Below are 23,632 nucleotides of genomic sequence, written 5' to 3'. Positions count from 1 at the left end.
TACCAAAAAACTGTAATTACGTCTTGTACTATTCTGCTCAGACAGCGTAGTCAATGAGGTGTAGTTACAGTTTTTTGGTATGTCATCTGCATGATTTGAATCTATTACTAATCAGCAGATGTGTAGAAATAGATGGACTGGTTTATTAACAAGAAAAGAATCACTTACAGGAGGAACATCATGAATACAAAACGTGTATTGATTACAGGTGCCAATTCCGGCATGGGACTTGCTTCTACTATAGAATTAGCCAAGCGTGGCTATGAAGTTATTATGGGCTGTCGCAATGAAGAACGTGGACAAAAAGCATTACAAGAAGCACGTGAAAAAAGCGGTTCTGACCAGATTACACTGATGAAATGTGATCTAGGGTCACTGCAACATATTCGTGAATTTGCAGAACAATTTAATCAGAAATATGATCGGTTGGATGTTTTACTTAACAATGCAGGGGTTGTTAATTTGAAGCGTCAAGAAACAGAAGATGGATTTGAAATGAGTATCGGGGTTAATCATCTCGGTCATTTTTTGCTGACTCATTTGCTGTTAGATGCACTCAAAGCTTCCCCTCAAGGACGAATCGTTGTTGTCAGTTCAGGGGCGTATAAGATTGGTAAAATTCATTGGGACGATCCTCATTTACACAACGGATATACAGTCATCAAGTCATACGCTCAATCCAAAATCGCGAATATCTTTTTTACACGTGTTATGGCGGAAAAGTTAAAAGATACTCAGGTAACGATCAATTGTCTGCATCCTGGAGCAGTAGCGACTAATATTGGAGTAGATCGGGATACTGGATTTGGTAAGCGCATTTTGGCTGGAGTAGCGTATCTTCCTTTTTTCCAGACACCCGAGCAAGGCGCAGAAACGGCTATTTTCCTTGTAGATGATTCTTCTGTAGCTCAACATTCAGGACTGTATTATTATCGCCAAAAGATCCATAAGCTCAAGCCCAAAGCACTGGATGATGCAGAAGCGCTTCGTTTCTGGGAATGGAGTAAAGAGCAGGTGGGCTTGCAAGAGCAATAAGAAAGTAATTTCGGTCAAAGACAGTATCAGGTCTAATCGTTGTAATCTGTTATGCGATCTGTCTTACATGATCTATCATCTACTGGTACAATAGAATCATCTGATATTTGTTATAATCAGAACAAAAAAAGAAAGGATGATGATACCGAATGAGTAACGAATATCCGCCGAATCCTAATGACGTTCAGCAGAATCCGTATCAAGCTCCACCTCAACAGCAATATGGAGGAATGCCACCATACCCGCCGTATATGCAACCACCTTTGCAAGGATTAGGCGGCTGGTTAGCTTGTTTTCAAGTGTATATGTATTATGTACTTATTGCTTTTATGTTTACTATTCCTAGTTACATATTTTTAATCTGGATGTATAAGAATCCAGGGCAGTTTGATGCGGTAGTACCTGGTATGACTAATAGTGTATTTTCTGTTTATGGCAACAACTTTATGTTGGTGATGATTATGGGAATTGTCTTATCTATTATTTCGTTTCTGTGGATGATTACTAATCTAGTGTTCTTTTACAAACGTAAAAAATTCTTGCCACGTGTTATGATTGCATACTGCTTATTCCAAATCGCTGTAAGCGTTGTGACATTGTTGTTGATTCCAAAGGTAGGTATATCACCAACAATTAGTAGCATTTTTGGTATTGCTACGCTGGTTGCTTGGATTTTCTACTTTATGCGTTCTGTACGTGTCAAAAACACATTTGTTCGTTAATCCATCACATAATCTTTCGTCAATTACGCTGATCTTTACATTTGTTTTTATACAAGGAGGCAGATTAAATGAGTGATCAACATTTACCTTACACGATAGAAATAGCTAGACAAGAAGATTTACCTGCTATTGTCGATATCTACAATTCTTCTATTCCTGCAAGGTTGGCTACTGCGGATACAGAACCTGTAACAGTAGAAAGCCGACAAGCATGGTTCGATGAGCATGTTCCTGATCGTCGTCCATTGTGGGTGCTGTGGCAAGATGGACAGATTGCAGGTTGGGCAAGTCTACAGACTTTTTATGGACGACCTGCTTATAACGGTACGGTAGAGTTAAGTGTATATGTACACAACGATTATCAAGGAAAAGGCATCGGTAGCAAATTAGTCTCTTATGCGATTGAGCAAGCTCCAGCAATGCATATACATACGCTGCTTGGTTTTGTTTTTGCTCATAATGATCCGAGTCTGAATTTGTTGCGTAAATTTGGATTTGAAGATTGGGGACACTTGCCACGTGTTGCTATTTTGGACGATGTAGAACGTCATTTGGCGATTGTAGGCAAACGTATAGAAGCCAAGTAACAGAGGTTAAAACATTAACTGTATAGATGCAACCTAACACCTGATAATGCGTCTAATGATTATCAGGTGTTTTGGTTTATTTCAGCAAACAACAACTGACTGCTAGGATGATATGATCCGCCCGGTAGGTTGCTCAAATATACAGTTGACGGTAATATGTATGAGGAACCATATCAGTTATATGGAGATAATATTTATTTGGGGCAGATGCCCAAAGGAAATAGCTTTTGGAAAGGAAGCCGATCAATGATCATACTGAAATCACCTCAAGAAATAGAAGAAATGAAAACGGCTAGTCAGATCGTAGCAGATTGTCATCGTGAAATTGCCAAGCTGATTCAACCGGGAATTACAACGATGGAAATTAATGAATTTGTCAAAAAGCATATTACTAAATTAGGTGGTAAACAATTCACCAATGGATATAATGGATTTGAATATGAGACTTGTGCATCGGTTAATGATGTAATCGCTCATGGTTTTCCAAATCGTACGCCTTTACAAGAAGGCGATATTGCCAAAATCGATATCGTTGCTGAATATAATGGTTGGTTAGGCGATTCTGCATGGTGTTATGCAGTCGGTAACATTTCGCCAGAAGCTGAAAAGCTAATGCGTATTACCAAAGAATGTCTTTATATCGGAATAGAACATGCTATCGTAGGCAATCGTCTAGGAGATGCGATGGCTCCGCTACAACATCATGCCGAAAGCAATGGATTCCATGTGGTACGTGATCTATTGGGTCATGGCATCGGACGTGATCTTCATGAAGAACCTAACTTTACCCATACAGGCAAACCGGGCAAAGGTACACGTCTAAAAGAAGGTATGGTATTTACGATTGAACCGATGATTAATGAAAGCACGTATCGGATGACGATTGATGCTGATGGCTGGACAGCACGCACAGCCGATGGAGGATGGTCTGCTCAGTATGAACATACTATAGCGATTACAGCAGATGGCCCGATTATTTTGACAGCTCAATAATAGTTTGCTGCGATAAAGTGGTTGAACATATCGATGTAGTAGCAGTTTTAACAAGTGCATTGTTGAGACTGCTATCATGGTATTATCATATGTAGCAGAGATAGGGTTTAGGAATTGTTATCCTTTTTTGTATTCAAAAGCAAGTTATTGAGGTAAATAATAAACACACGATATGCAATACAACCTCCGCTTTTCCAACTATACAATCGCTAATCGGATAAATAATAATAGTCGGTATGATATTCATTAAATATTTGTGCCAACGATTGCACGTTTTGAATATTACAAAAACCCCCATGACATAGGACTAAAGTTCCATCAAACCTTCAACAATTCGACAAAATTTCCGATACTATTATTATAAGCATTTGTAAATAAATACTAGACTTGTTAGTAAAGCTTGATGGTATGAAGTGAAGATGAGCATTGATGCTCATTGTTAACCTAAAATATGGTGGTGAATATAATGTTAGATAAAATGAATCATTCCTTAATTCGAAACTTAGACGTAGCGGCTGACTACTTTTACGATATAGATGATCTTGGACTGCACTATACGCCTCAGCAAAGTATATTCAAACTTTGGGCACCTGATGCAATTCAAATGGATCTAATGTTATATACAGATATGGGTGTGTATGATGAAGATGGTCTTGTCCATGATCATACAACAGGTGAAGCTCATAAAATGAAAGCAGAAGAAGGCGGCGTATGGCAATGTGTGCAATACGGCGATCTTGCAGGTCAATATTATATGTACCGTGCTACATTTGCTGACGGTTCTGTTCAATACGCTGTTGATCCTTATGCTCGTGCAGTGTCTCCGAACGGGCAACGTACAGCTATTGTAGATCTACAGACGACCAATCCTGAAGGATGGGAAAATGATATCAAACCTCGTATGTCCAGTGTTACTGATGCGGTGATCTACGAATTGCATGTGCGTGATTTCTCGATTGATGAATCTTCGCATATGAAGCATAAAGGTCAATATCTTGCTTTTACTGAAAAAGGCCTGCAAGATGAACATGGCAATTCTATCGGTATCGATCATCTTAAAGAACTGGGTGTGACTCACGTTCATTTATTGCCGATTGCTGATTTTCATACAGTCAATGAATTAAAAGTACAAGATCCTGAGTCTACTCAAATCAAATACAATTGGGGTTATGATCCACAGCATTACAATGTGCCTGAAGGTGCTTATGCGACCGATCCTACAGATCCAACATCACGTATTCGTGAATTTAAGCGTCTGATCCAAGCATTGCATGCTCAAGGTCTGCGTGTAGTTATGGATGTGGTATATAACCATACGTATTCTGTAGATGATGGGCCTTTTGATCGTTTGGTTCCGGGATATTTCTACCGCACTGATGAAAAAGGTCAGTTAACCAATGGTTCTGGTGTTGGTAACGAGATTGCAACAGAGCGTCCAATGGTACGCAAATATATCAAAGACTCACTGCGTTACTGGGCAAATGAATATCATCTGGATGGATTCCGCTTTGACTTGATGGGCTTGATCGATACAGATACAGTTACTCAATTGACACAAGAGCTACGTCGTGATGTAGACCCTTGTATATTGATCTATGGAGAGCCGTGGACAGGTGGTTGGTCACTTCTTCCACAACAGACATTGAAAGGCTCTCAACGTGGTAAAGGATTTGCTGTATTTAATGATAATTTTCGTGAAGCGATCAAAGGCGATAGCGATGGGGATACACAGGGATTTGCTACAGGATCATTTGGCGTAGAAGGCGATGTTGTCAAAGGCATTTATGGCGCTATCGGAGACTTTACCGATCATCCTAGTGAAACAGTCAACTATGTGACAGCTCATGATAATTTGAATCTATGGGACAAGCTTGTACGCACTTACGGGCAAGATGATGCACTTTCATTCCTGCATATGGATAACGGTCAATTAGCTGATGGAAGCAGTGTAGAAGAAGCAGTACAAGCCGCAGAGCCTTACAAATATATCGATCCTGAACATGTATTATCGAATGATTGGGTTCGTCGTTCTTTATTAGCTAATGGTATTGTGTTAACCAGTCAGGGGATTCCATTTATCCATGCTGGTGATGAAATGTTACGTACCAAATTTGGCGATCATAACAGTTATCGCAGCCCCGATGTGATCAATGGATTACGCTGGGAAAATAAACATCGTTTCCGTCCTGTATTTGATTATTATCAAGGTCTAATTCAATTAAGGCGTTCTCATCCTGCTTTTCGTATGGATCAACGAGAAGATGTCGAAAAACATTTAAAAGTATTGCGTAGTGATAAGCAAGTAGTTGCGTTTCAACTGGGAGAATATGCGCATGGTGATAAATGGAACCGAATTATAGTCATTTATAACGCCAGTACTCATGATCAGACCGTGTCTTTGCCAGCATCGGTCAGTCCATGGCAAATCGTTGTTAATGAGAACCAAGCCGGTATTCATCCATTAGCAAGTGTAGTCGGTCAAGAGGTGATCGTTCCTCAGTTGTCTATGATGGTATTGTACGATGAAGAAGATCAATATATTCCAGTAGCAGCTAGCTTGGAGTGGGATTATACGCCAAGTATTATGGAGCCAGGTGAAAAGTTACAACTCAAAGTAACTCCACGCGATCAACGGGGACGTATTTTTGAAGCAGAAGCTGTAGTGTTCCGTTCTTCCAACGAGCAAAATATTATCGTTCGTGAAAATGGACAGATTATTGCTCTACACGAAGGAGACAGTACAATCTGTGCTTCTTGTGGCAGTGTGAAAAGTACGCTTTTGTTACATGTAGAAACTTTGGTGCCACATATGATTCATTTGCATGGAGAACATCAGGTGTACGGTGGCAAACGCATTCCGTTAAAAGCGGAAGTGCTAGATCAATACAGTCGTCCTATTGCTCGCCCGAAAGTCTACTGGGATTCCAGCGACAAACGAATTATTCGTGTTAACAAAGATGGATTGGTGCGTGGTATTCGTCCGGGTACAGCGAAGATTACAGCTTCTTGTGGCAAAGCGACTGCACAGTGGTTAGTAGAAGTGTTGCCTTATATTCCTCGCAGTATTGAAGTAGAATACGAGCGTCCGAATCAAGATTACAAAGGTTGGAATCTGTGGGTATGGGGGCCGATTTTAGGTCACAGACAGGTGGATTTTGAACGGATCGAAGAAGGCAGAGCGGTTGCCAAAATTATTGTAGCCCCTGAGGAGACCAGTGTAGGCTTTATTATCCGTCTGAAAGACTGGCAAGCCAAAGATGTCGATACCGATCGTTATATTTTCGTAAATACCAATCAAGACGCGATCAAAGTATTAATTAAAAGCGGCGATCCGCAATTTGAAATAGAACCTGTTATATAATGACTCCAAATAGCTACTTCTTTATAAACAAAGAGTGGCTATTTGTTGTTATTTTGGATAATAAATAGTGTTTCTACAGAGTAATTATGGAAATGAGAGACCGTTCCTGATAAAATCATAACCAACTAAACATTTGGCAATATAGATCTGGTGTCAAATGAACAAGATGGTTGTAAAGTCAGATATGTATACAGAGGTTAAGAATGTGGAATAGCCAGCACCTAAAATAGATAGAAGGAGGAACTCGTTAATGGCGATTAATGGAATAGCGGACGCGTTCATGGCGAATATACGATGAGCGAAAACCGGAATCGACTCGGAGTCATTGATATTGGTTCAAACTCAATCCGTCTGATCATTTATGAAGCAGGTGCAGATGGAACCTGTCGTATGATACACAAAGCCAAAGAAACGGTTCGACTCGGTGTACGCAGGGATGAGAATGGCAGCATGATTGAGGAAGATATCCGAACGGTTATTCCTATCCTCCAGAAGTTTAAGCATATTTGTGCAACCAATCATACAGGTCAGATTCGCGCTGTAGCTACAGCCGCAGTCAGACAATCAACCAATACCAAAGATATTATTGCATGTTGGGAAAGCCATACAGATATCAAAGTTCAGATATTATCAGGTGAAGAAGAAGCTTATTTTGGATTTTTGGGTGTGATGCGCTCAATGCCAGCTTATGTCACAGAAGGATTTATTGTTGATATTGGTGGCGGCAGTACAGAGATTTCATATTTCAAAAATAATCAATTAATACAAAGTACATCATTGCCTTGCGGGGCGGTGAATATGACGATGCAAAATGGTGGAACAGACCATTGGAGCGAACAATCGACAGCGCAGTTGGAACAGAAAATCAATCAGCAATTAGCAGATTATCCCTGGACAGCAATGCATCCTGATTTGCCTTTAATCGGTCTGGGTGGAGGGATTCGTGCTCTGGCAAGAATGGAGCGAGAACGCAAACGTCAATCCAAACCAGCTAGTGATCCTTATCGGATTGATCCGGATACGATTTTCTTTTATGCAGAAGCGCTAGCAACGCTTAGTCTGGAAGAACGTGTTAATCAATTTGATCTTGGTAAAGATCGTGCAGACATTATTGTAGCAGGTACACTTATTTTGCGTACGCTGTTAAAGCATATGAAATGTTCGGCATTACTCGCTAGTTGGCGGGGGCTCAGTGACGGTCTTTCACACCATTTTTTTACAGCTGAATCTGCTTCTTCACGTCCTCGTTCATAAATACAAAAAAGCTGTTAGTACACATCTAACGATGAAGTGCTAACAGCTTTTTTTGCGTTGTATACGTGTTATCTGCAAAGGTATGATCAGTCTGTCTCTTTTCTGTATTCTCAGAAAATGTAAACGGTCACAAATGAGCATGAAATAATTAAAATGACATTATCGTTTGAAAAATCTTTAATTTGGGGTAATAATAGAAGGGGTTTATTTGGGAAAAGATGTACATAAGCAGAAAAAGGAGGAAAATGAATGTATTCCATTTTTGGTTTGAGCCATGAAACCACACTATTGGTATGGGCTCTTGTTGCTATTGTTATTTTGATTGTCATGATTGCGAAGTACAAATGGAATCCATTTGTCGTTCTGCTCATGGCATCCTTGTTTTTGGGATTGATTATCGGGATGGAGCCACTAGACGTGGTCAAATCGGTACAAAGTGGTCTAGGTGGGACACTGGGTTCGATAGCGATCGTTATTGGTCTGGGTACCATGCTTGGTAAAATGATGGCTGAATCGGGTGGTGCGGAACAGATTGCCACTACGATGGTCAATCGATTCGGGGAGAAAAATATTCCCTGGGCGATGCTGATTGTAGGGATTATTGTAGGGATGCCGGTCTTTTTTGAAGTCGGTATTATTTTGCTGATTCCTATTTTATTTACCGTCATTCGCAAAACGAATATTTCGCTATTGCGTGTCGGGATTCCGATGCTGGCAGGTCTATCGACTGTACATGGACTGTTGCCTCCGCATCCTGCACCTATGATTGCTATTGATGCTTTTGGAGCTAGTATTGGGAAAACGATTATTTATGCGTTGATTGTAGGGATTCCTACAGCGATAGTAGCTGGGCCGTTATTCGGTTCATTTATTGGGAAACGAATCATCGTGCATCCGCCTGAAGGATTGGCAGAGCAATTTACAACGAATAATAAATTAGATCGTCCAGACAAACCGTTGCCGGGATTCGGTATTACGATGTTGACGATTTTGATGCCCGTTATTCTGATGTTAGCAGGATCTATTGCTGAAATTGCAGATCCGCAAAGCACTCATGGTATAAGTGTATTTTTGCGATTTGTTGGTAATGAGATTGTAGCGATGTTTATTGCGACTGTATTTGCCTTTTTCTCTCTTGGATTTGCACAGGGCTTCACCAAAGAACAAGTATCCAAATTTGCAGGAGATTGTCTGGCGCCAACAGCTTCGATTATTTTGATTATCGGTGGTGGTGGAGCATTCAAACAGGTATTGATTGATAGTGGTGTTGGTGATGCGATTGCCGCAGTGGCTACATCAGCCCATGTAAATGTAATTGTATTTGCTTATCTAGTTGCTGCATTGATTCGTGTCTCGACAGGATCAGCTACAGTAGCGATGACAACCGCAGCAGGTATTGTTGCGCCTGTACTAGCTTTGACACCGGGAGCAAATATTGAGCTGGTTGTACTGGCAACAGGTGCAGGTTCATTGATTCTTTCTCATGTGAATGATGCAGGTTTCTGGATGGTCAAAGAATTCTTTAATATGACGGTTCCACAGACACTGAAATCATGGACAGTGATGGAGACCTTATTGTCTCTAGTGGCGTTTGGTTTAATTTTGCTACTGAATGTAGTAGTCTAAATAAGAAAAGAAGTTCTGGAAATTAGAGCGAAAGTAGGTTAGATCATGAGCACGGCAAAATATATGATCGGTGTAGACATCGGAACAACCAGTACCAAAGCTGTATTATTTGAAGAAGATGGCAAAATTGTAGCACAAGGTGGAGCAGAATATCCTTTGCATACACCTGTACCTTCCATTGCTGAACAAGATCCAGATCAATTGTTCCGTGCAGTGATTGATTCTGTAAGACAAACGATGGACAAAAGCAGTGTAGCACCGGAAGATATTCTATTTGTATCTTTCAGCTCAGCGATGCACAGTATGTTAGTCGTGGATAAAGAAGGCAAGCCGATTACGCAGTGTATGACATGGGCGGATAATCGGAGTGCAGCATATTCTCGTCAATTGCAAAAAGAGAAAAAAGGGCATGAGATTTATATGCGCACAGGGACACCGATTCACCCGATGTCTCCATTGACCAAAATTATGTGGATTACACATGATCGCAAAGAAATTGCCAATGCAGCGTACAAATACATTTCGATTAAAGAATATATTTTCCTAAAACTGTTCGGGGAGTATGTTGCTGACCATTCGATGGCTTCTGCGACAGGCTTGATGAATTTGAAGGAACTCGATTGGGATCAAGAAGCGCTAGAAACAGCAGGCATTACGCGTGATCACCTATCTACATTAGTACCTACAACACATGTGATGCATGGCTTACATGCGACATATGCAACTGAAATGGGTCTGATCGAAAGCACTCCATTTGTACTCGGAGCAAGTGATGGAGTACTTTCGAATCTAGGGGTAAATGCGATAGAACCGGGTGTTGTAGCAGTAACGATCGGAACCAGTGGAGCGATTCGTACAGTAACGGATAAGCCGGTGACCGATCCTAAAGGACGCTTTTTCTGTTATGCACTTACTGAAGATAAATGGGTTGTCGGTGGGCCTGTGAACAATGGTGGTATTATTTTCCGCTGGATTCGTGATGAATTCGCCGCTTCTGAAGTAGAAACAGCGAAGCGTCTTGGACTCAGCGCTTATGATGTACTGACTCGTATCGCTGAAAAAGTACATCCTGGCGCAGATGGACTACTATTCCATCCGTATCTATCAGGGGAACGCGCTCCATTATGGAATCCAGATGCAAGAGGTTCATTCTTTGGACTTGCATTGCATCATAAAAAAGAACATATGATTCGCGCGGCACTGGAAGGCGTTTTGTTCAATTTGTATACAGTGATGTTAGCAGTAGAAGAGCAAATCGGTGTACCGAAAAAAATCCATGCGACAGGCGGATTTGCACGTTCTGAATTGTGGCGTCAGATGATGGCAGATATTTTCGATCAGACAGTAGTCGTTCCTGAAAGTATCGAAAGTTCTTGTCTGGGTGCGGCAGTACTTGGATTGTATGCTCTTAAACGGATCGATTCTTTAGATGAAGTGTCTAAAATGATCGGTACAACGTATGAGCACAAACCATACAAAGAACATGTTGCCATTTACCGCGAGCTATTGCCGATCTATATTCGCATATCTCGTAAATTTGAAGAAGATTATGAAGATATCGCTGATTTCCAGCAAAAAATGTTGGATAAATACACACCTATCGACAAAAAAGATAGCGATGATCTGTAATCATTGATAATAGTAGAAATAATGAATAAGCAAACAACATAGATATTTACTGAAAAAAGATTACTGTGTATATTAGCAGTAATCTTTTTTTCGTTTACAATAGGTTACTTCCGGTTAAGTATATCGGGTTAATGAGTTATCGCTTTACCACAGAATCGTTAAAAAGGTATAGTAATTAGAATCGAACACATAGACAGGGGAGGATCGTATGAAAAATATTATTATTTTAGGGAGTAGCGGAGGCAATTTATATAGTCTTGGTGGCAAAAATCCAGAAGGGCTATTGCAAGAATTACTGATACAATTAGAGGCAGCAGAGCTTCATTGTGTAGGTATCCAATTTATTGCTGCGCAAACATCTATGGATCATATCAAAGAATCCACCCCTGCTTCTTTATACATATGGAACGAAGAAGAACAACGTCCGGTGATTAGTGTGGAAGGCACGTTAGAAGAAATCAATCAAGCGGCTGTAGCCCAAGATGAGCGATTAGCTGCGATGATTGCTAGTGGTGAAGTTGATGGTGTTATTTTGATGAGTGCAAGCCCTGGTGGAGCGAACCGATTAGCGATTGAAGCGGCTGCAACTGCTCAATTGCCCGTTACAGGTACAGGTGGAACATCGATGGCGGCAGCGGCAACCAAAGGATTGAAAGTGATCTCTACGTCCGGTACAACAGGAACAACGAACCGTACGCGCGCAGTTTCTTTTGTTACTTCTTTGAGCAAGTATTGGGGTCTATCGTACCGTCCGGTGATCGGCAAAGCTTCCGGCGGGCAAGGGATACAGCAAGGTACAGGATTTTCACGTATTAATATTCGAGGGATTATGCTGGCATCACTACCGGGATTTATAGCGATGGCGTTGATTCTAGCGGCAAGTCAGATTCCCGGATTGACTGCTTTGAGTAAAGTGTTTGATATTATGATTGCGGCATTGCCTGTTATTATTGCAGTGGTTGCCGCCAAGCAAGTGGCTGAATTAGATGAAGTATCGATTGTAGCTGGTATTGTAGCCGGTGTATTGTCTGTGAATGGTGGTATTATTGGCGGGTTGATTGGTGGGATCGGAGCTGGATTGTTAGCCAATTATTTATTTCGTAAATGTGTCGAATGGCGATTTCCTGCCACAACCGTTAATATAGTAGCAGGTGGAGTATCGGGTCTTGTAGCCGGGTTAGTGGTGTACTTTTTTATCGCACCTCTTGCCGCTCAAGCTGGTGAAGGGATACGATATTTATTAGAAACACTGGTAGCCGCCAATAGTGCACTTGCTGGTCTAATTGCTGGATTGTTAATCTGGCCTGCTATTTTGGGTGGAGTCTATCATGCTGCCATTTTGCCAATCGTATTGTTAGAAATGGAACGAAGCGGTAACAGCTTTTTGGGAGCTGTCGATATGACAGGCTTGGTGATGGTATCCGCAGGGATTACACTTGCCAATATTATTGCTCCACAAGATAAAGGCGCAGCCGCTGTAGCCGCACCCGGATTTCTAATTAATATTGGCTTTGGCACATTTGTAGAAGCGGCTTATCCGTTTATGTTTGCAAGTAAATGGGTATTTGGAGGAGCGATTGTATCTGCTGGGTTAGGTGGATTGTTAGTTGGTGTACTGAATGTACGTGGGATTGCCTATGTTCCAGCATTTGCCGCTCCATTCTCATCGAATCATATCGCAGGTTTTGCTATCGCTATGTTGGGAAGTCTTACCTGTTCGTTTGTAATTACGTTGATCATTAATCTTATTTTTAAAAACCGCAAAAAGAAAGAGGCTATTGTATGATTGAATTAGTATTGATGAATCAGAAGCAATATGAAGCTTTTCGCGATCAATCGGCAGCGGATTATGCTGCTGAAAAAGTATTGGCAGGTACATGGGATGCTGCCGATGCACAGCGATTAGCCCAAGAAAGTTTTGCCAAATATTTGCCTCAGGGAAAAGATACACCGGGAGCTTATATTTATCATATTGTTGAGGTGGCGAGTGAGCAGATTATTGGATATATCTGGTTACATATCAGTGAGGCTCCAGCAGGGAAGCAAGCCTTTTTATACGATATTTTGATCTATGAGGAACATCAAGGCAAAGGATATGGTCAAGCAACGATGCAAGCACTTGATCAGGTGGCAAAACAAGAAGGAGCAGTTAAAATAGGACTGCATGTATTCGGTCATAATCTTAAAGCGCTACATGTATACGAAAAAGCAGGCTATCAGATTACAGACTATCAAATGTCCAAAACATTAACTCCATAAAGAAATACAACATTATTTATACATTTAAAAAAGCTAGAAGCTACAGATTTTTATTAAAAAGACCTTTTTCTAATCTGCTTGATTGTGCAGATGAAAAAGGTCTTTTTGATCATTAGATTCATTTATTCGATGATAAGTGTTGATTGGATCGGCGGAATTACATTCGATAAATCAATACTTCATAAGGGCGCAAATATTGCAGATCATCAATATGATGTTCTTCTTCCAGATGAGGAGGGTGAGCATTATGAGGATAATTGCCGAGAATTTTGACCATCGAAGTAGGAAAGACTCTATATTCCTGCGTCCAATCAATCTCGGCTTCTATATCAGCAAAATTCAGTAAAATTAACCATCGTTGTCCTTGCCATTCTCGTATAAAAGCAAACACTTCTGGATGATCTTTTAATAACATTGTAAACGAACCATGCGACATAATCGGGAACTGCTTACGCATCGCAATCAGATGGCGGTAATACGAAAGGACAGAGCCGCGCTGTTCTTCTTGTTCAGTGACACTCAAGTGGGTTAGATTCTCTTTAGCTGGAAAAGGAATCCAGGGTGTTGTAGTAGCAGATGGGCTAAAGCCAAAGTTCTCACGATTTCCATCCCACGGCATAGGTGAACGTGAACCATCACGACTGCGCTTATGAATACCAGATAACACTTCTTGCGAAGACTTACCTTCTTGTATCGCTTCGTTATAATAATGAATTGTTCCTTGATCCCGATAATCTTCAATTCGATCGTAAGTAGTATTACGTAGTCCCAATTCTTCACCTTGATAGACCAGTGGTACACCGGGAATAAGATGGAGAAATGTGCCTACTAATTTGGCGGCTGTCATATTATGTTCATTATGCCCGATCACATCAGGAATCATACGTGGATGATCATGGGTACTCAAGTACACACCATACTCTCCACGGGCAAAAACATGTTCATACCATTTGGATACCGATTCTTTTAACTGTAATACCGACCAATCGGCTGAATCCCAGGGATCATGAGGGTCTTTACCAATACGCATCATATCCATTGCCAGTACCATATTCAATTCTTTGCGTTCAGGCAACGTATATTCCAACACTTGTTCCATCGTTAATGAAGGCGCTTCCCCTATTGTCAAAATATGTGGATAATGAGCAAACGTTTCTCGATGTAACTCTTGCAAAAACTCATGAATACGAGGACCATTTTTATAAAATTTTTGCCCGATTGGATGTGGATCGTCTTCTGAAGCATCAGGAAGATCAGGATGCTTGGAGATCATATTAATCGCATCCAGACGAAAACCATCAATCCCTTTATCTAACCACCAGCGTATCATTTTGTAGACTTCCTGCCGTAATGGTGGATGTTCCCAGTTCAGATCAGGTTGTTTGCGGTCAAATAGATGTAGATAATACTCGTCAGTCTGCTCATCATACGTCCAAGCCGATTCACTTTGAAAAGAACGCCAGTTGTTCGGTTCAGTGCCATCGCTTTTGGCAGGTCGCCATATATAATAATCCCGATAAGGATTGTCTTTCGCACTTTTGGATTGTTGAAACCATGGATGTTCGTCTGAAGTATGATTAATGACCAGATCCATAATTAGCTTCATATCTATATCATGTAACTGATCAAGTAAAGACTCGAATTGTTCCATCGTGCCATACTTGGGGTCAATCTGATAATAATCTCTGATATCATAGCCATTATCAATCATCGGCGAATCGTAAATAGGGCCGAGCCAGATCGTATCAATGCCTAGTTGATGAAGATAAGGAATCCGCCGAAGCAATCCCATTGAGATCTCCCCAACCATCGTTGTTGCTATCCATAAAACTAGGCGGATAAATCTGATAAATAACAGATTCTCTAGCTTTTTTGTTTTCCATGATGATCCTCCTATGCATGTTAACCAAGCTATTAATTTCAATTATTTAACATAATTAGCCTTTAATACATGGTTAAACATCGGAGTACATGTTCAAACAATAGCTACACTATCTTAATCATCCGATAAAATTCATGTCCATTCACAGTGATCTGACCATCTTCGGTATAGCCTAACCGCTCATATAATTTTCTCGCTTTAGGATTTTCTTTATCAACAATCAACATTACTTTGTGATGCCCTAATTGCTGTGCTTGCTGTTCAAAAGCATGGATTAATACTGTTCCGATCCCTTGTCCTTGATAAGCCGCATCGACAGCAAGTGAGTCGAGATAATATTCGTCTTCCCGGGCTTCAGGAATAATAGCTGATGGATCTTGTCCACGTTGTCGAACACGTTCGATAAGGGGCGCATCGAGTGAAGCAATCTGACTGCCATGATAGGCAAGCACAAAGCCAATCACTTGATCTTCACGTTCTTCTACAAATATATTTTCATAACTGATTCGATTGCCGGTTTGCTCAAACAATGGACGAAGAGCAAGTAGAGATTGTTCTTTGTTATTTGTCCCTGTAAAAGCATGGGCGATATCACCAATAGCGGTATACATTAATTCTAAAACAACAGGTGCATCTGTAGGTGTAGCGGGTCTTATCATAATATCCTCCTGATTTGAAACATGATTTGTACGTCTTGTTCTATACCAAATAGGTTATAAGCTGATAACTCGTTCTGTATTATACATAGCCGTATATCTGTTCTACTATTATAAATGTAAGGGAATTGAATATGAGATTTCAAGCGCTTGATGATACATATTCATCGTAAGGATTTTATTCAAAAAGAACCGTTAAGCCATGTGCAATACATTGTGGCTGGTCACTGGAGGTGTCATTTTGAGTATGTCATCCACATCTCCTGCTGTGCGTGTAAGTGGAGCGACTGAGCCGGAGATCATGAAGACGTTAGCGGTAAGTGCTGTAATATGGCAATTGATGTTAAATGTTATGTTACTTCATTACCATAGTACAGCCCAAAAGATAGAAATTGGCATATTATACGATCTGGTTAAATTTTCAGCACCTATGTTTATTTTTGCGATTGCGTTTGATCTGGCGAAGTTAAGAGACACCTATTATTCTCATTATGTATGGCACAAAACGAAAGAGATTATAGGGCCTTATCTTGCCTGGACAGCTGTCTATATGATTGCTTTTAATGCAGGTCATTATTCAACGATCTGGAGTGTTGTTAAAGGTATTTTACTCGGCGGTGCCGCACCACAGCTCTGGTATACGATTATGATGTTTCAGATTCATCTGTTGTTGCCACTGCTTACAGGATTGGTATTCTTTTTACTGAAAAATAAAAAGAATACGATTGGGGTAATGATCATTACCGTAATCATCTATGCAGGATTGATTGCATGGTACTCTATTTATGCGTTTCATAATCAAGAACATCCCGGCTGGGTTCAGTGGGATCGGCTATTGTTCATGTTTGGCATTTATGCAGTACTCGGTGTGATTGCATCTACGTACAATCAGCAATGGCGTGCATTAGTAGAACGTATTCGCTGGTGGGCATTACCTGTCGGTGCATTACTATTTATAGTGGTCAATCATGAATTATTTTCATTCGGACTGGATACGCTAAATTTACTAGATGCCAGTTATTTGAAATGGTCGATGGTGCTATTCAATATTACATTGATCATTATCGTGTATGGATTCACTGTATCGTTAATCAACACAGGCTCCCAATCGTTACAGCACTTTAAATTTATCGCTAAATATGCATTTCGTGCGTATCTCGCCAGTTATTTTGCGCTCCAACTTACAGTGGCTTTGATAGGAGATTATTTTAGTGAGATTCCTTTAGGTCTGAATCTGTTGATAACTTTTGGAATAACTGCTTTTTTCTCCTTTACTATCGTGTATATCGTAGAATGGATTTGCAAAAAAATAATGGCTTTATTTCACAAATCATCCCTACCGACATCACAGCAGACGACTACTCAAGATAATGTGGTAGGATCAGAAGCATTGGCAAAAAATTCAATCGTAAATTCACGAAATACGAGTGCAGCACGAGACAAATAATGATCTCCACGCCATGAGATACCAATCGTGCGCTGACAGACAGGTGTATGGATAGGAATAAGCGAAATATCCGGTCCTGTTGATCCTTCCCACGAGACAGCCGGAATAAAAGCAACACCTTGTCCAGCTCGAATCAGACCGCGTACTGTAGCAGGATCGTCACTTTCAAAAATATGCTTGGGCTTAAAGCCAGCCATATGACAATAATCATCGGTCGTCTCACGCAAGCTATGCCCATGACGAAGCCCGATAAAATGTTCGTGAGCGGCTTCAGACAGAGCAATACTAGGGCGATCTGCTAGAGCATGACCTTTGGGTACAGCTAGAAATATCTGTTCTGTTACCAGTGGAATACTTTGCATATGTTCATAATTCAGCGGCAATGAAGAGATGCATAGATCGAATTCAGGTTTGACATTTTCTTCGTAATGCTGAAGCAATTGAAAATGAATATCAGGATATTGTTCACGAAAAGCTGTGATTAGATTCGGTACGATATGTGAGCCTACAGGAAAAGCAAGCTTAATATAGCCTACAGTACCTGTCGCCAGATCATGAACTTCGCGGGTAGCATCTTCCAGCGATTGTAGCGCCTTTTCCACATGTTTGAGAAATGTTTTTCCATATTCGTTGAGTGTAATATAACGTCCGGTACGGTCAAATAAAGAAACACCGAGTTCGGTTTCGAGCATTTTAATCGATTTACTCAGTGCAGGTTGAGCGATATGAAGTTCTTCCGCAGCATGGGTCATATGTTGAAGTTTTGCCACTTTGCAAAAATATTTTAAGTGAAGCAGTTCCATTCAGAACACCATCCAATCTCAGTTAATCAAACATCAAGGAGGAGTATCATGTCAACCCACATCAGCAAGTTGAAAACTGGAACACCGCGTATTTGGACGACCCGTCGTGATGAAAAAAAACGTCGTATGGAAAAAGTTCGCTCGATGTTAAACGGTGTGATTTTGCCTACAGATCATATTGTAGATGCACTGGAAGTACTATTGGTTAGCGGTGATCGAGTAGCTTTAGAAGGGAACAATCAGAAGCAAGCTAGCTTCTTATCTCAAGCACTATCCAATGTGAATCCACAAGTAGTGAACAATCTGCATATGATTATGTCCAGTGTATCTCGTCCCGAACATTTAGATATTTTCGAGAAAAATATTGCGAGCAAACTCGATTTTTCTTATGCAGGGCCTCAAAGTCTACGGATTGCACAAATGGTGGAAGATCAGACACTGAGTATCGGTTCGATTCATACGTATCTAGAATTGTATGGTCGGATGTTTGTTGATCTGACTCCCAATATCGCACTGGTTGCCGCAGACAAAGCGGATCGTCAAGGAAATCTCTATACAGGAGCCAATACCGAGGAAACGCCAACGATTATTGAAGCGGCTGCTTTCCGCGATGGGATTGTAATTGTACAGGTCAATGAAATTGTAGACGAATTACCACGTGTCGATGTGCCAGCTTCATGGATTGATGTGATTGTCGAAGCCGATCAACCGTATCAATTGGAAGCTTTATTTACTCGTGATCCTCGTCATATCAAAGAAACGCATATTTTAATGGGGATGATGGCGATTCGCGGGATCTATGAACGTCATCAAGTGCAATCGCTGAATCATGGAATTGGATTCAATACAGCTGCTATTGAACTATTATTACCTACGTATGGAGAATCGCTCGGATTACGGGGCAAGATTTGCAAAAATTGGGTGCTTAATCCGCATCCTACATTGATTCCAGCTATCGAAAGTGGTTGGGTGGAAAGTGTCCATTGCTTTGGTGGCGAAGTAGGAATGGAAAAATATACAGCCGCTCGCCCGGATGTCTTTTTCACCGGACATGATGGTACAATTCGATCCAATCGAGCTATGGGACAAGTAGCCGGACAGTATGCCGCAGATATGTTTATTGGAGCCAGTCTACAAATCGATCCAGATGGTAATTCATCGACCGTCACTTCGGGTCGGTTAAGCGGTTTTGGTGGTGCACCGAATATGGGTAGTGATGCTCGTGGTCGCCGTCATGATACAGAAGCTTGGCTGAATATGATTACAGATAAAGAACCGATTGTGCGTGGACGTAAATTAGTTGTGCAAATGGTCGAAACGTTCCAATCAGGAGATCAACCGACATTTGTCGATTCTCTAGATGCGATTCAAGTCGGTCATGATGCAGGTCTGCCACTCGCTCCAGTGATGATCTATGGAGATGATGTGACCCATGTCGTTACAGAAGAAGGAATCGCTTATTTATATAAAGCGCAAAATATCGAAGAACGTCGTACAGCCTTGGCGGCAATCGCAGGGGTCACACCTTTGGGACAACGTCATGATACCGATCTGAATGAGAAGTTACGTCAGGATGGATTGATCGCTTTTCCAGAAGATTTGGACATCCGCCGTACGGATGCGAAGCGTTCATTGTTAGCTGCTAAAAGTATAGAAGAACTTGTAGACTGGTCAGATGGACTATATGAACCACCATCCAAATTCCGGAGCTGGTAATATGAACACTCTTGATATTTTCCCATCTGTATCTATACCAAATCATCGAAAAGCAGAAGCCGATTATTATGCAAGGTGGTTAGGTGAACTTGCTGTCACTGCTCTGAAAGACGAAGCTTCATTGACACCTAAGCCCGGGCTTGTCGATCTACATCATAATGGTTCACATCAAGATATGAATATAGAGTTAATGTATAATTCAGCAGAATCATTGCGCTCTACATTTATCCAGATAGCTCAATCATCGTATGGTAATAGCGCTAATCAATCATTACGTGAACAACTGGCTTGGATCGGGCGTCAGGGTGAACAACATATGTTAGAAGTGACCAAAGGTGTGAATACCCATCGGGGTGCTATCTGGGCACTAGGATTATTGACAGGGGCGACTTCACTATGGATCGCTGAATCAGATCATTCATCAGCAGATGTATCTTCATTAGATACTATATCTGCTACACAAATCGCTGATATAGCAGCAACTATCGCTCGCTATACCGATCGTTATGCACCTAATAGTGGTTCGCATGGAACCCATGTGAAGCGTCAATACGGAGCAGGTGGAGCAAAAGACGAAGCAGAAAGTGGATTTCCGCATGTGATTGATATCGGTCTGCCAGCGTTGCAACAAGCTCGTCATCATGGGATTGCTGAATGTTCTGCGCGTTTAGATAGTTTACTTTCGATTATCGCTGTGTTGCCAGACACCTGCATTTTATATCGTGGAGGGAAGCAGGCACTTGTGCAGACACAGGAACGTGCGTCAGCGATTTTGGAGCAAGGTGGAACATCTACCAATAAAGGCTGGCAAGCGCTATTAGCATTCGACCAGTGGATGGTGAAGCATCATTTTTCACCCGGTGGTAGTGCTGATCTGCTTGCAGCTACTTTATATATTGATTCTATACTCACAGGTATTACACATATGTCGTATACCGAATCCTTTTCAAAAACGACAGGAGGTCGTATGTAATGCAAATTATTCATCTGCAATATCCAGCTCAGCAATCGTTGACCCAGCGCGCTCATATTGGTGTAGCGGGTTCAGGAGATTTGGAACTATTGATCGAACCTTCAACAGACAATCAAGCTTATATTCAGATCAATACAAGTGCTAATGGATTTGAAGAGATCTGGCGTGCAGTATTTGATCGTTTTTTCAAACTTTATTCTTATGCGGTTAAGATCGAAATTAATGATTTTGGCGCTACACCAGGTGTTGTTAATTTGCGGTTAACTCAAGCCATGGAGGTGCTTCGTGATGAACAATAATACTCAACCGATAGAGATCGCTAATGCAAGCTTTATCGAATTATCTGGACGAGAACGTGCGCAAGCTGTATTGGATCAAGGTAGCTTTCGTGAATTGATCGGTCCTTTTGATCGAATCACTTCACCTCATTTACCGTTACAAGGAATAGTGGCACAAAGTGATGATGGTGTCATTGTAGGTAGAGGAACGATTGATGGAGAACCTGCGGTAGCGATTGCTTTAGAAGGTGCTTTTCAAGGTGGAGGTATAGGGGAAGTCTGTGGAGCCAAAATCTCAGGTGCATTAGAGCAAGTACTGCTTGACCATCAAAAAGGGATCAAAACACGTCCGGTATTATTGCTGGAAACAGGTGGAGTACGACTACAAGAAGGAAATTATGGTCTGCTCGCTATTGCCGAGATTGGTGCAGCTATTATGGCACTTCGTCCATACACCCCGGTCGTTAGTGTTATTTCCGGTATGATTGGCTGTTATGGTGGGATGTCGATCTGTGCGGCAGGATTATCCAGTCATTTGATTATGACCCGTCAAGGTCGCTTACAACTGAATGGTTCAGAAGTCATTGAGCAAGAAGCAGGGATTCAAGAAATGGATGCTTCCGATCGTTCCCGAATCTGGTCGATGGTAGGTGGTGAACAACGGGTAGGTGCTGGATTCGCTGATGCACTTGTAAATGATGATGTACAAGAAATCAATCAAGCGATTCATGACGTGTTCCGTCAAGGGATAAAAGAAGTGACTCGTACAGCTCAAGTGGAGCGTTACCTGGAATTACTAGCAGCAGTAGATGCCGATACATTAATTGTACCATCGTCTATTCGTGAATCATGGAAATCCGGTGTCGTAGATCAAGAGGCTCTTCAACAACAGCAAGCGAGAGCAGAGCAAGTTCAAGTTAGTAGTAGCGAAGCACCTATCACTAGAGGACGGACATGGTTCGAAGCGTTGTCTGGTCGATCAGCATCAGACCAACAAGGCATTGCTTCTGTATTATGTGCCGATACATCGTTAGAAGGTCAATCGGTACGTTATATCTCCGTTGTTCCAAATCCTAATGCACGCTTTGTCCGAGCTCGCCAAGGAGAGATTGGATTAGAAGAAGGCTGGAATATTGCCCGTTATATTCGTGAAGCTATTGAAGCAGATCAAGACGGAGAAAAGCGTGCTATTGTAGCGATAGTCGATGTACCAAGTCAAGCCTATGGGTACCGCGAAGAAGTGTTAGGTATTCATTTATCATGCGGATCAGCGGTAGATGCTTATGCTAGTGCACGTCTTGCCGGTCATCCTGTGATTGCTCTCATTGTAGGAAATGCGATCTCTGGAGCATTTCTAGCACATGGGATGCAAGCGAATCGATTACTTGCGTTAGATGATGAAAAAGTAACTGTACAAGTTATGTCCAAACAGTCTGCGGCACGTATTACCCGTCGCTCTATCGATCAATTAAATGAAGCAGCAACCAAAGTGCCAGGTGCAGCATATGATATTCGTTCCTTTGCCAAATTGGGAGCGCTAGATCAATTGATCGAAGGTATCGAAGCCGATCAACCACAATCAGAAGATATTGAACGTATCCATCAGTATCTGATGACAGCGATCACAGAGGCACGTCAAGGTTCTCGCGATCTCAGTAACCGTCTAACCAGTGCAACAGCGGCTACAGGTAGAGCTTCTTCGATCAAAGTAAGACAGTTGCTTGCAGAACAATGGGATTAATTACAGCTCCTCATGATCTGCTCCAATTGCATCCGCACTGGACAGAAGCAGAAGAGTTACAGGATATACCGTCATGGGTGCATGTGTCTTTACAGCAGACACCGTGGGTGGTCGTGCGGCGCGCTCCTGCATTAGAAGGACAGATTGCTGTTGGTGTGCGTGGTCAAGAGCGTCATTTACGACAAGCATTAAATATTCCTGCATCGCTAATTTTACAAAAAGTAACACCAGAGCAATTGATAGCATCACAGTTCGATTCGAATCTACAGACTGCATCTGCCAACGATCGTTGGGACAGTATGCCAGTGTTGCAAGCATTAAAGCAACTGTATTCATATTGGAACAACAACCAGATGATCTGGGGACCGACAGGCAGTGCTGGATTTGAATTGGCTACAGGACATCCTACATTAACGATGACTAGCGATCTGGATATTTTACTACGCTGTTCTCAATCTATTGATCGAGTTAGAGCAGAGCAATTATGGCAACAGACGCTTGATCTGCCTGTGCGTGTAGACGTGCAAATCGAGACACCTTATGGAGCAATCGCTCTTAGTGAATGGGCAAAGCCTGCTACTGATCGTGTGTTAATGCGTACACTACAAGGGCCTGTACTGGTGAAAGATCCGTGGAATCCACGTCTAGCATAGACATGATAAGAGAAAGG

Annotated in this window: 18 protein-coding genes and 1 pseudogene; 16 read left to right on the top strand and 3 right to left on the bottom strand. The window is 41.6% G+C overall.

What is annotated here, in order from left to right:
* Nucleotides 1-180 precede the first annotated feature (180 nt).
* The 10 genes from QE450_RS13785 to QE450_RS13740 all read left to right on the top strand — a co-directional run bounded on the left by QE450_RS13785 (nt 181) and on the right by QE450_RS13740 (nt 13,466).
* Nucleotides 181-1,035: an SDR family oxidoreductase gene (locus QE450_RS13785; protein WP_307299827.1), complete on the top strand. Its 855-nt coding sequence runs from the start codon at nt 181-183 to the stop codon at nt 1,033-1,035.
* Nucleotides 1,036-1,184: 149 nt separating this feature from the next.
* Nucleotides 1,185-1,757 carry a DUF2569 family protein gene (locus QE450_RS13780; protein WP_274172088.1) on the top strand — a complete coding sequence of 191 codons (573 nt, stop codon included), beginning with the start codon at nt 1,185-1,187 and terminating at the stop codon, nt 1,755-1,757.
* A gap of 68 nt (nt 1,758-1,825) precedes the next feature.
* Entirely contained in the window at nt 1,826-2,344 is a 519-nt protein-coding gene (locus tag QE450_RS13775; RefSeq protein ID WP_273613304.1) for a GNAT family N-acetyltransferase, read from the top strand.
* Between the two features lie 246 nt (nt 2,345-2,590).
* A complete protein-coding gene (gene map / locus QE450_RS13770) occupies nt 2,591-3,337 on the top strand; it encodes a type I methionyl aminopeptidase (protein ID WP_273613303.1) in 747 nt (248 codons plus the stop codon).
* A gap of 466 nt (nt 3,338-3,803) precedes the next feature.
* The gene (pulA, locus tag QE450_RS13765; protein ID WP_307299822.1) at nt 3,804-6,698 is read left to right on the top strand and encodes a type I pullulanase; all 2,895 of its coding nucleotides are present in this window, start codon (nt 3,804-3,806) and stop codon (nt 6,696-6,698) included.
* A 294-nt stretch (nt 6,699-6,992) separates the two neighbouring features.
* Nucleotides 6,993-7,952 (top strand): Ppx/GppA phosphatase family protein, encoded by a 960-nt coding sequence (locus tag QE450_RS13760; protein WP_273613301.1) that lies wholly within the window; start codon nt 6,993-6,995, stop codon nt 7,950-7,952.
* Between the two features lie 249 nt (nt 7,953-8,201).
* Entirely contained in the window at nt 8,202-9,578 is a 1,377-nt protein-coding gene (locus tag QE450_RS13755; RefSeq protein WP_273613300.1) for a GntP family permease, read from the top strand.
* Between the two features lie 45 nt (nt 9,579-9,623).
* The gene (gene gntK / locus QE450_RS13750; RefSeq protein ID WP_273613299.1) at nt 9,624-11,207 is read left to right on the top strand and encodes a gluconokinase; all 1,584 of its coding nucleotides are present in this window, start codon (nt 9,624-9,626) and stop codon (nt 11,205-11,207) included.
* A 208-nt stretch (nt 11,208-11,415) separates the two neighbouring features.
* Nucleotides 11,416-12,993 carry a PTS sugar transporter gene (locus QE450_RS13745; protein WP_307299818.1) on the top strand — a complete coding sequence of 526 codons (1,578 nt, stop codon included), beginning with the start codon at nt 11,416-11,418 and terminating at the stop codon, nt 12,991-12,993.
* Nucleotides 12,990-13,466: a GNAT family N-acetyltransferase gene (locus QE450_RS13740; protein ID WP_307299816.1), complete on the top strand. Its 477-nt coding sequence runs from the start codon at nt 12,990-12,992 to the stop codon at nt 13,464-13,466. Before QE450_RS13745 ends, QE450_RS13740 begins: the two co-directional genes overlap by 4 nt.
* Before the next feature lie 157 nt (nt 13,467-13,623).
* On the opposite strand, the pseudogene QE450_RS13735 reads toward QE450_RS13740, so the two are convergent.
* Nucleotides 13,624-15,367: pseudogene (locus tag QE450_RS13735) on the bottom strand (glycoside hydrolase family 13 protein).
* A gap of 85 nt (nt 15,368-15,452) precedes the next feature.
* Nucleotides 15,453-16,007 (bottom strand): GNAT family N-acetyltransferase, encoded by a 555-nt coding sequence (locus QE450_RS13725; RefSeq protein ID WP_301262748.1) that lies wholly within the window; start codon nt 16,005-16,007, stop codon nt 15,453-15,455.
* A gap of 244 nt (nt 16,008-16,251) precedes the next feature.
* Here QE450_RS13725 and QE450_RS13720 point away from each other — a divergent pair, with 244 nt between their 5' ends.
* Nucleotides 16,252-17,451 (top strand): acyltransferase family protein, encoded by a 1,200-nt coding sequence (locus QE450_RS13720; protein ID WP_307302707.1) that lies wholly within the window; start codon nt 16,252-16,254, stop codon nt 17,449-17,451.
* Here the strand turns inward: QE450_RS13720 and QE450_RS13715 are convergent.
* A complete protein-coding gene (locus tag QE450_RS13715) occupies nt 17,367-18,254 on the bottom strand; it encodes a LysR family transcriptional regulator (protein WP_307299808.1) in 888 nt (295 codons plus the stop codon). The two genes, QE450_RS13720 and QE450_RS13715, sit on opposite strands and share 85 nt — an antisense overlap.
* Nucleotides 18,255-18,302: 48 nt before the next feature.
* Here QE450_RS13715 and mdcA point away from each other — a divergent pair, with 48 nt between their 5' ends.
* Genes mdcA through QE450_RS13690 form a run of 5 tightly spaced genes read left to right on the top strand, consistent with a single transcriptional unit; the run spans nt 18,303 to nt 23,615 of the window.
* Nucleotides 18,303-19,970 carry a malonate decarboxylase subunit alpha gene (gene mdcA, locus QE450_RS13710; protein ID WP_301262750.1) on the top strand — a complete coding sequence of 556 codons (1,668 nt, stop codon included), beginning with the start codon at nt 18,303-18,305 and terminating at the stop codon, nt 19,968-19,970.
* 1 nt (nt 19,971) lies between these two features.
* Complete coding sequence (locus tag QE450_RS13705; RefSeq protein ID WP_307299804.1) at nt 19,972-20,943, top strand: triphosphoribosyl-dephospho-CoA synthase; 972 nt, start codon at nt 19,972-19,974, stop codon at nt 20,941-20,943.
* The gene (locus tag QE450_RS13700) at nt 20,943-21,242 is read left to right on the top strand and encodes a malonate decarboxylase subunit delta (RefSeq protein WP_307299801.1); all 300 of its coding nucleotides are present in this window, start codon (nt 20,943-20,945) and stop codon (nt 21,240-21,242) included. The genes QE450_RS13705 and QE450_RS13700 overlap by 1 nt, the downstream gene beginning before the upstream one ends.
* A complete protein-coding gene (locus QE450_RS13695) occupies nt 21,232-22,962 on the top strand; it encodes a biotin-independent malonate decarboxylase subunit beta (protein ID WP_307299798.1) in 1,731 nt (576 codons plus the stop codon). The genes QE450_RS13700 and QE450_RS13695 overlap by 11 nt, the downstream gene beginning before the upstream one ends.
* A complete protein-coding gene (locus QE450_RS13690) occupies nt 22,953-23,615 on the top strand; it encodes a malonate decarboxylase holo-ACP synthase (RefSeq protein WP_307299795.1) in 663 nt (220 codons plus the stop codon). Before QE450_RS13695 ends, QE450_RS13690 begins: the two co-directional genes overlap by 10 nt.
* Nucleotides 23,616-23,632: the final 17 nt, after the last annotated feature.

Origin of the sequence: Paenibacillus sp. SORGH_AS_0306 (assembly GCF_030819345.1) — a bacterium.
GTDB classification, from domain to species: Bacteria; Bacillota; Bacilli; order Paenibacillales; family Paenibacillaceae; genus Saccharibacillus; species Saccharibacillus kyungheensis.
Note: the sequence above shows the minus strand (reverse complement) of the source record. Positions and strands in the feature narration are given on the sequence as shown.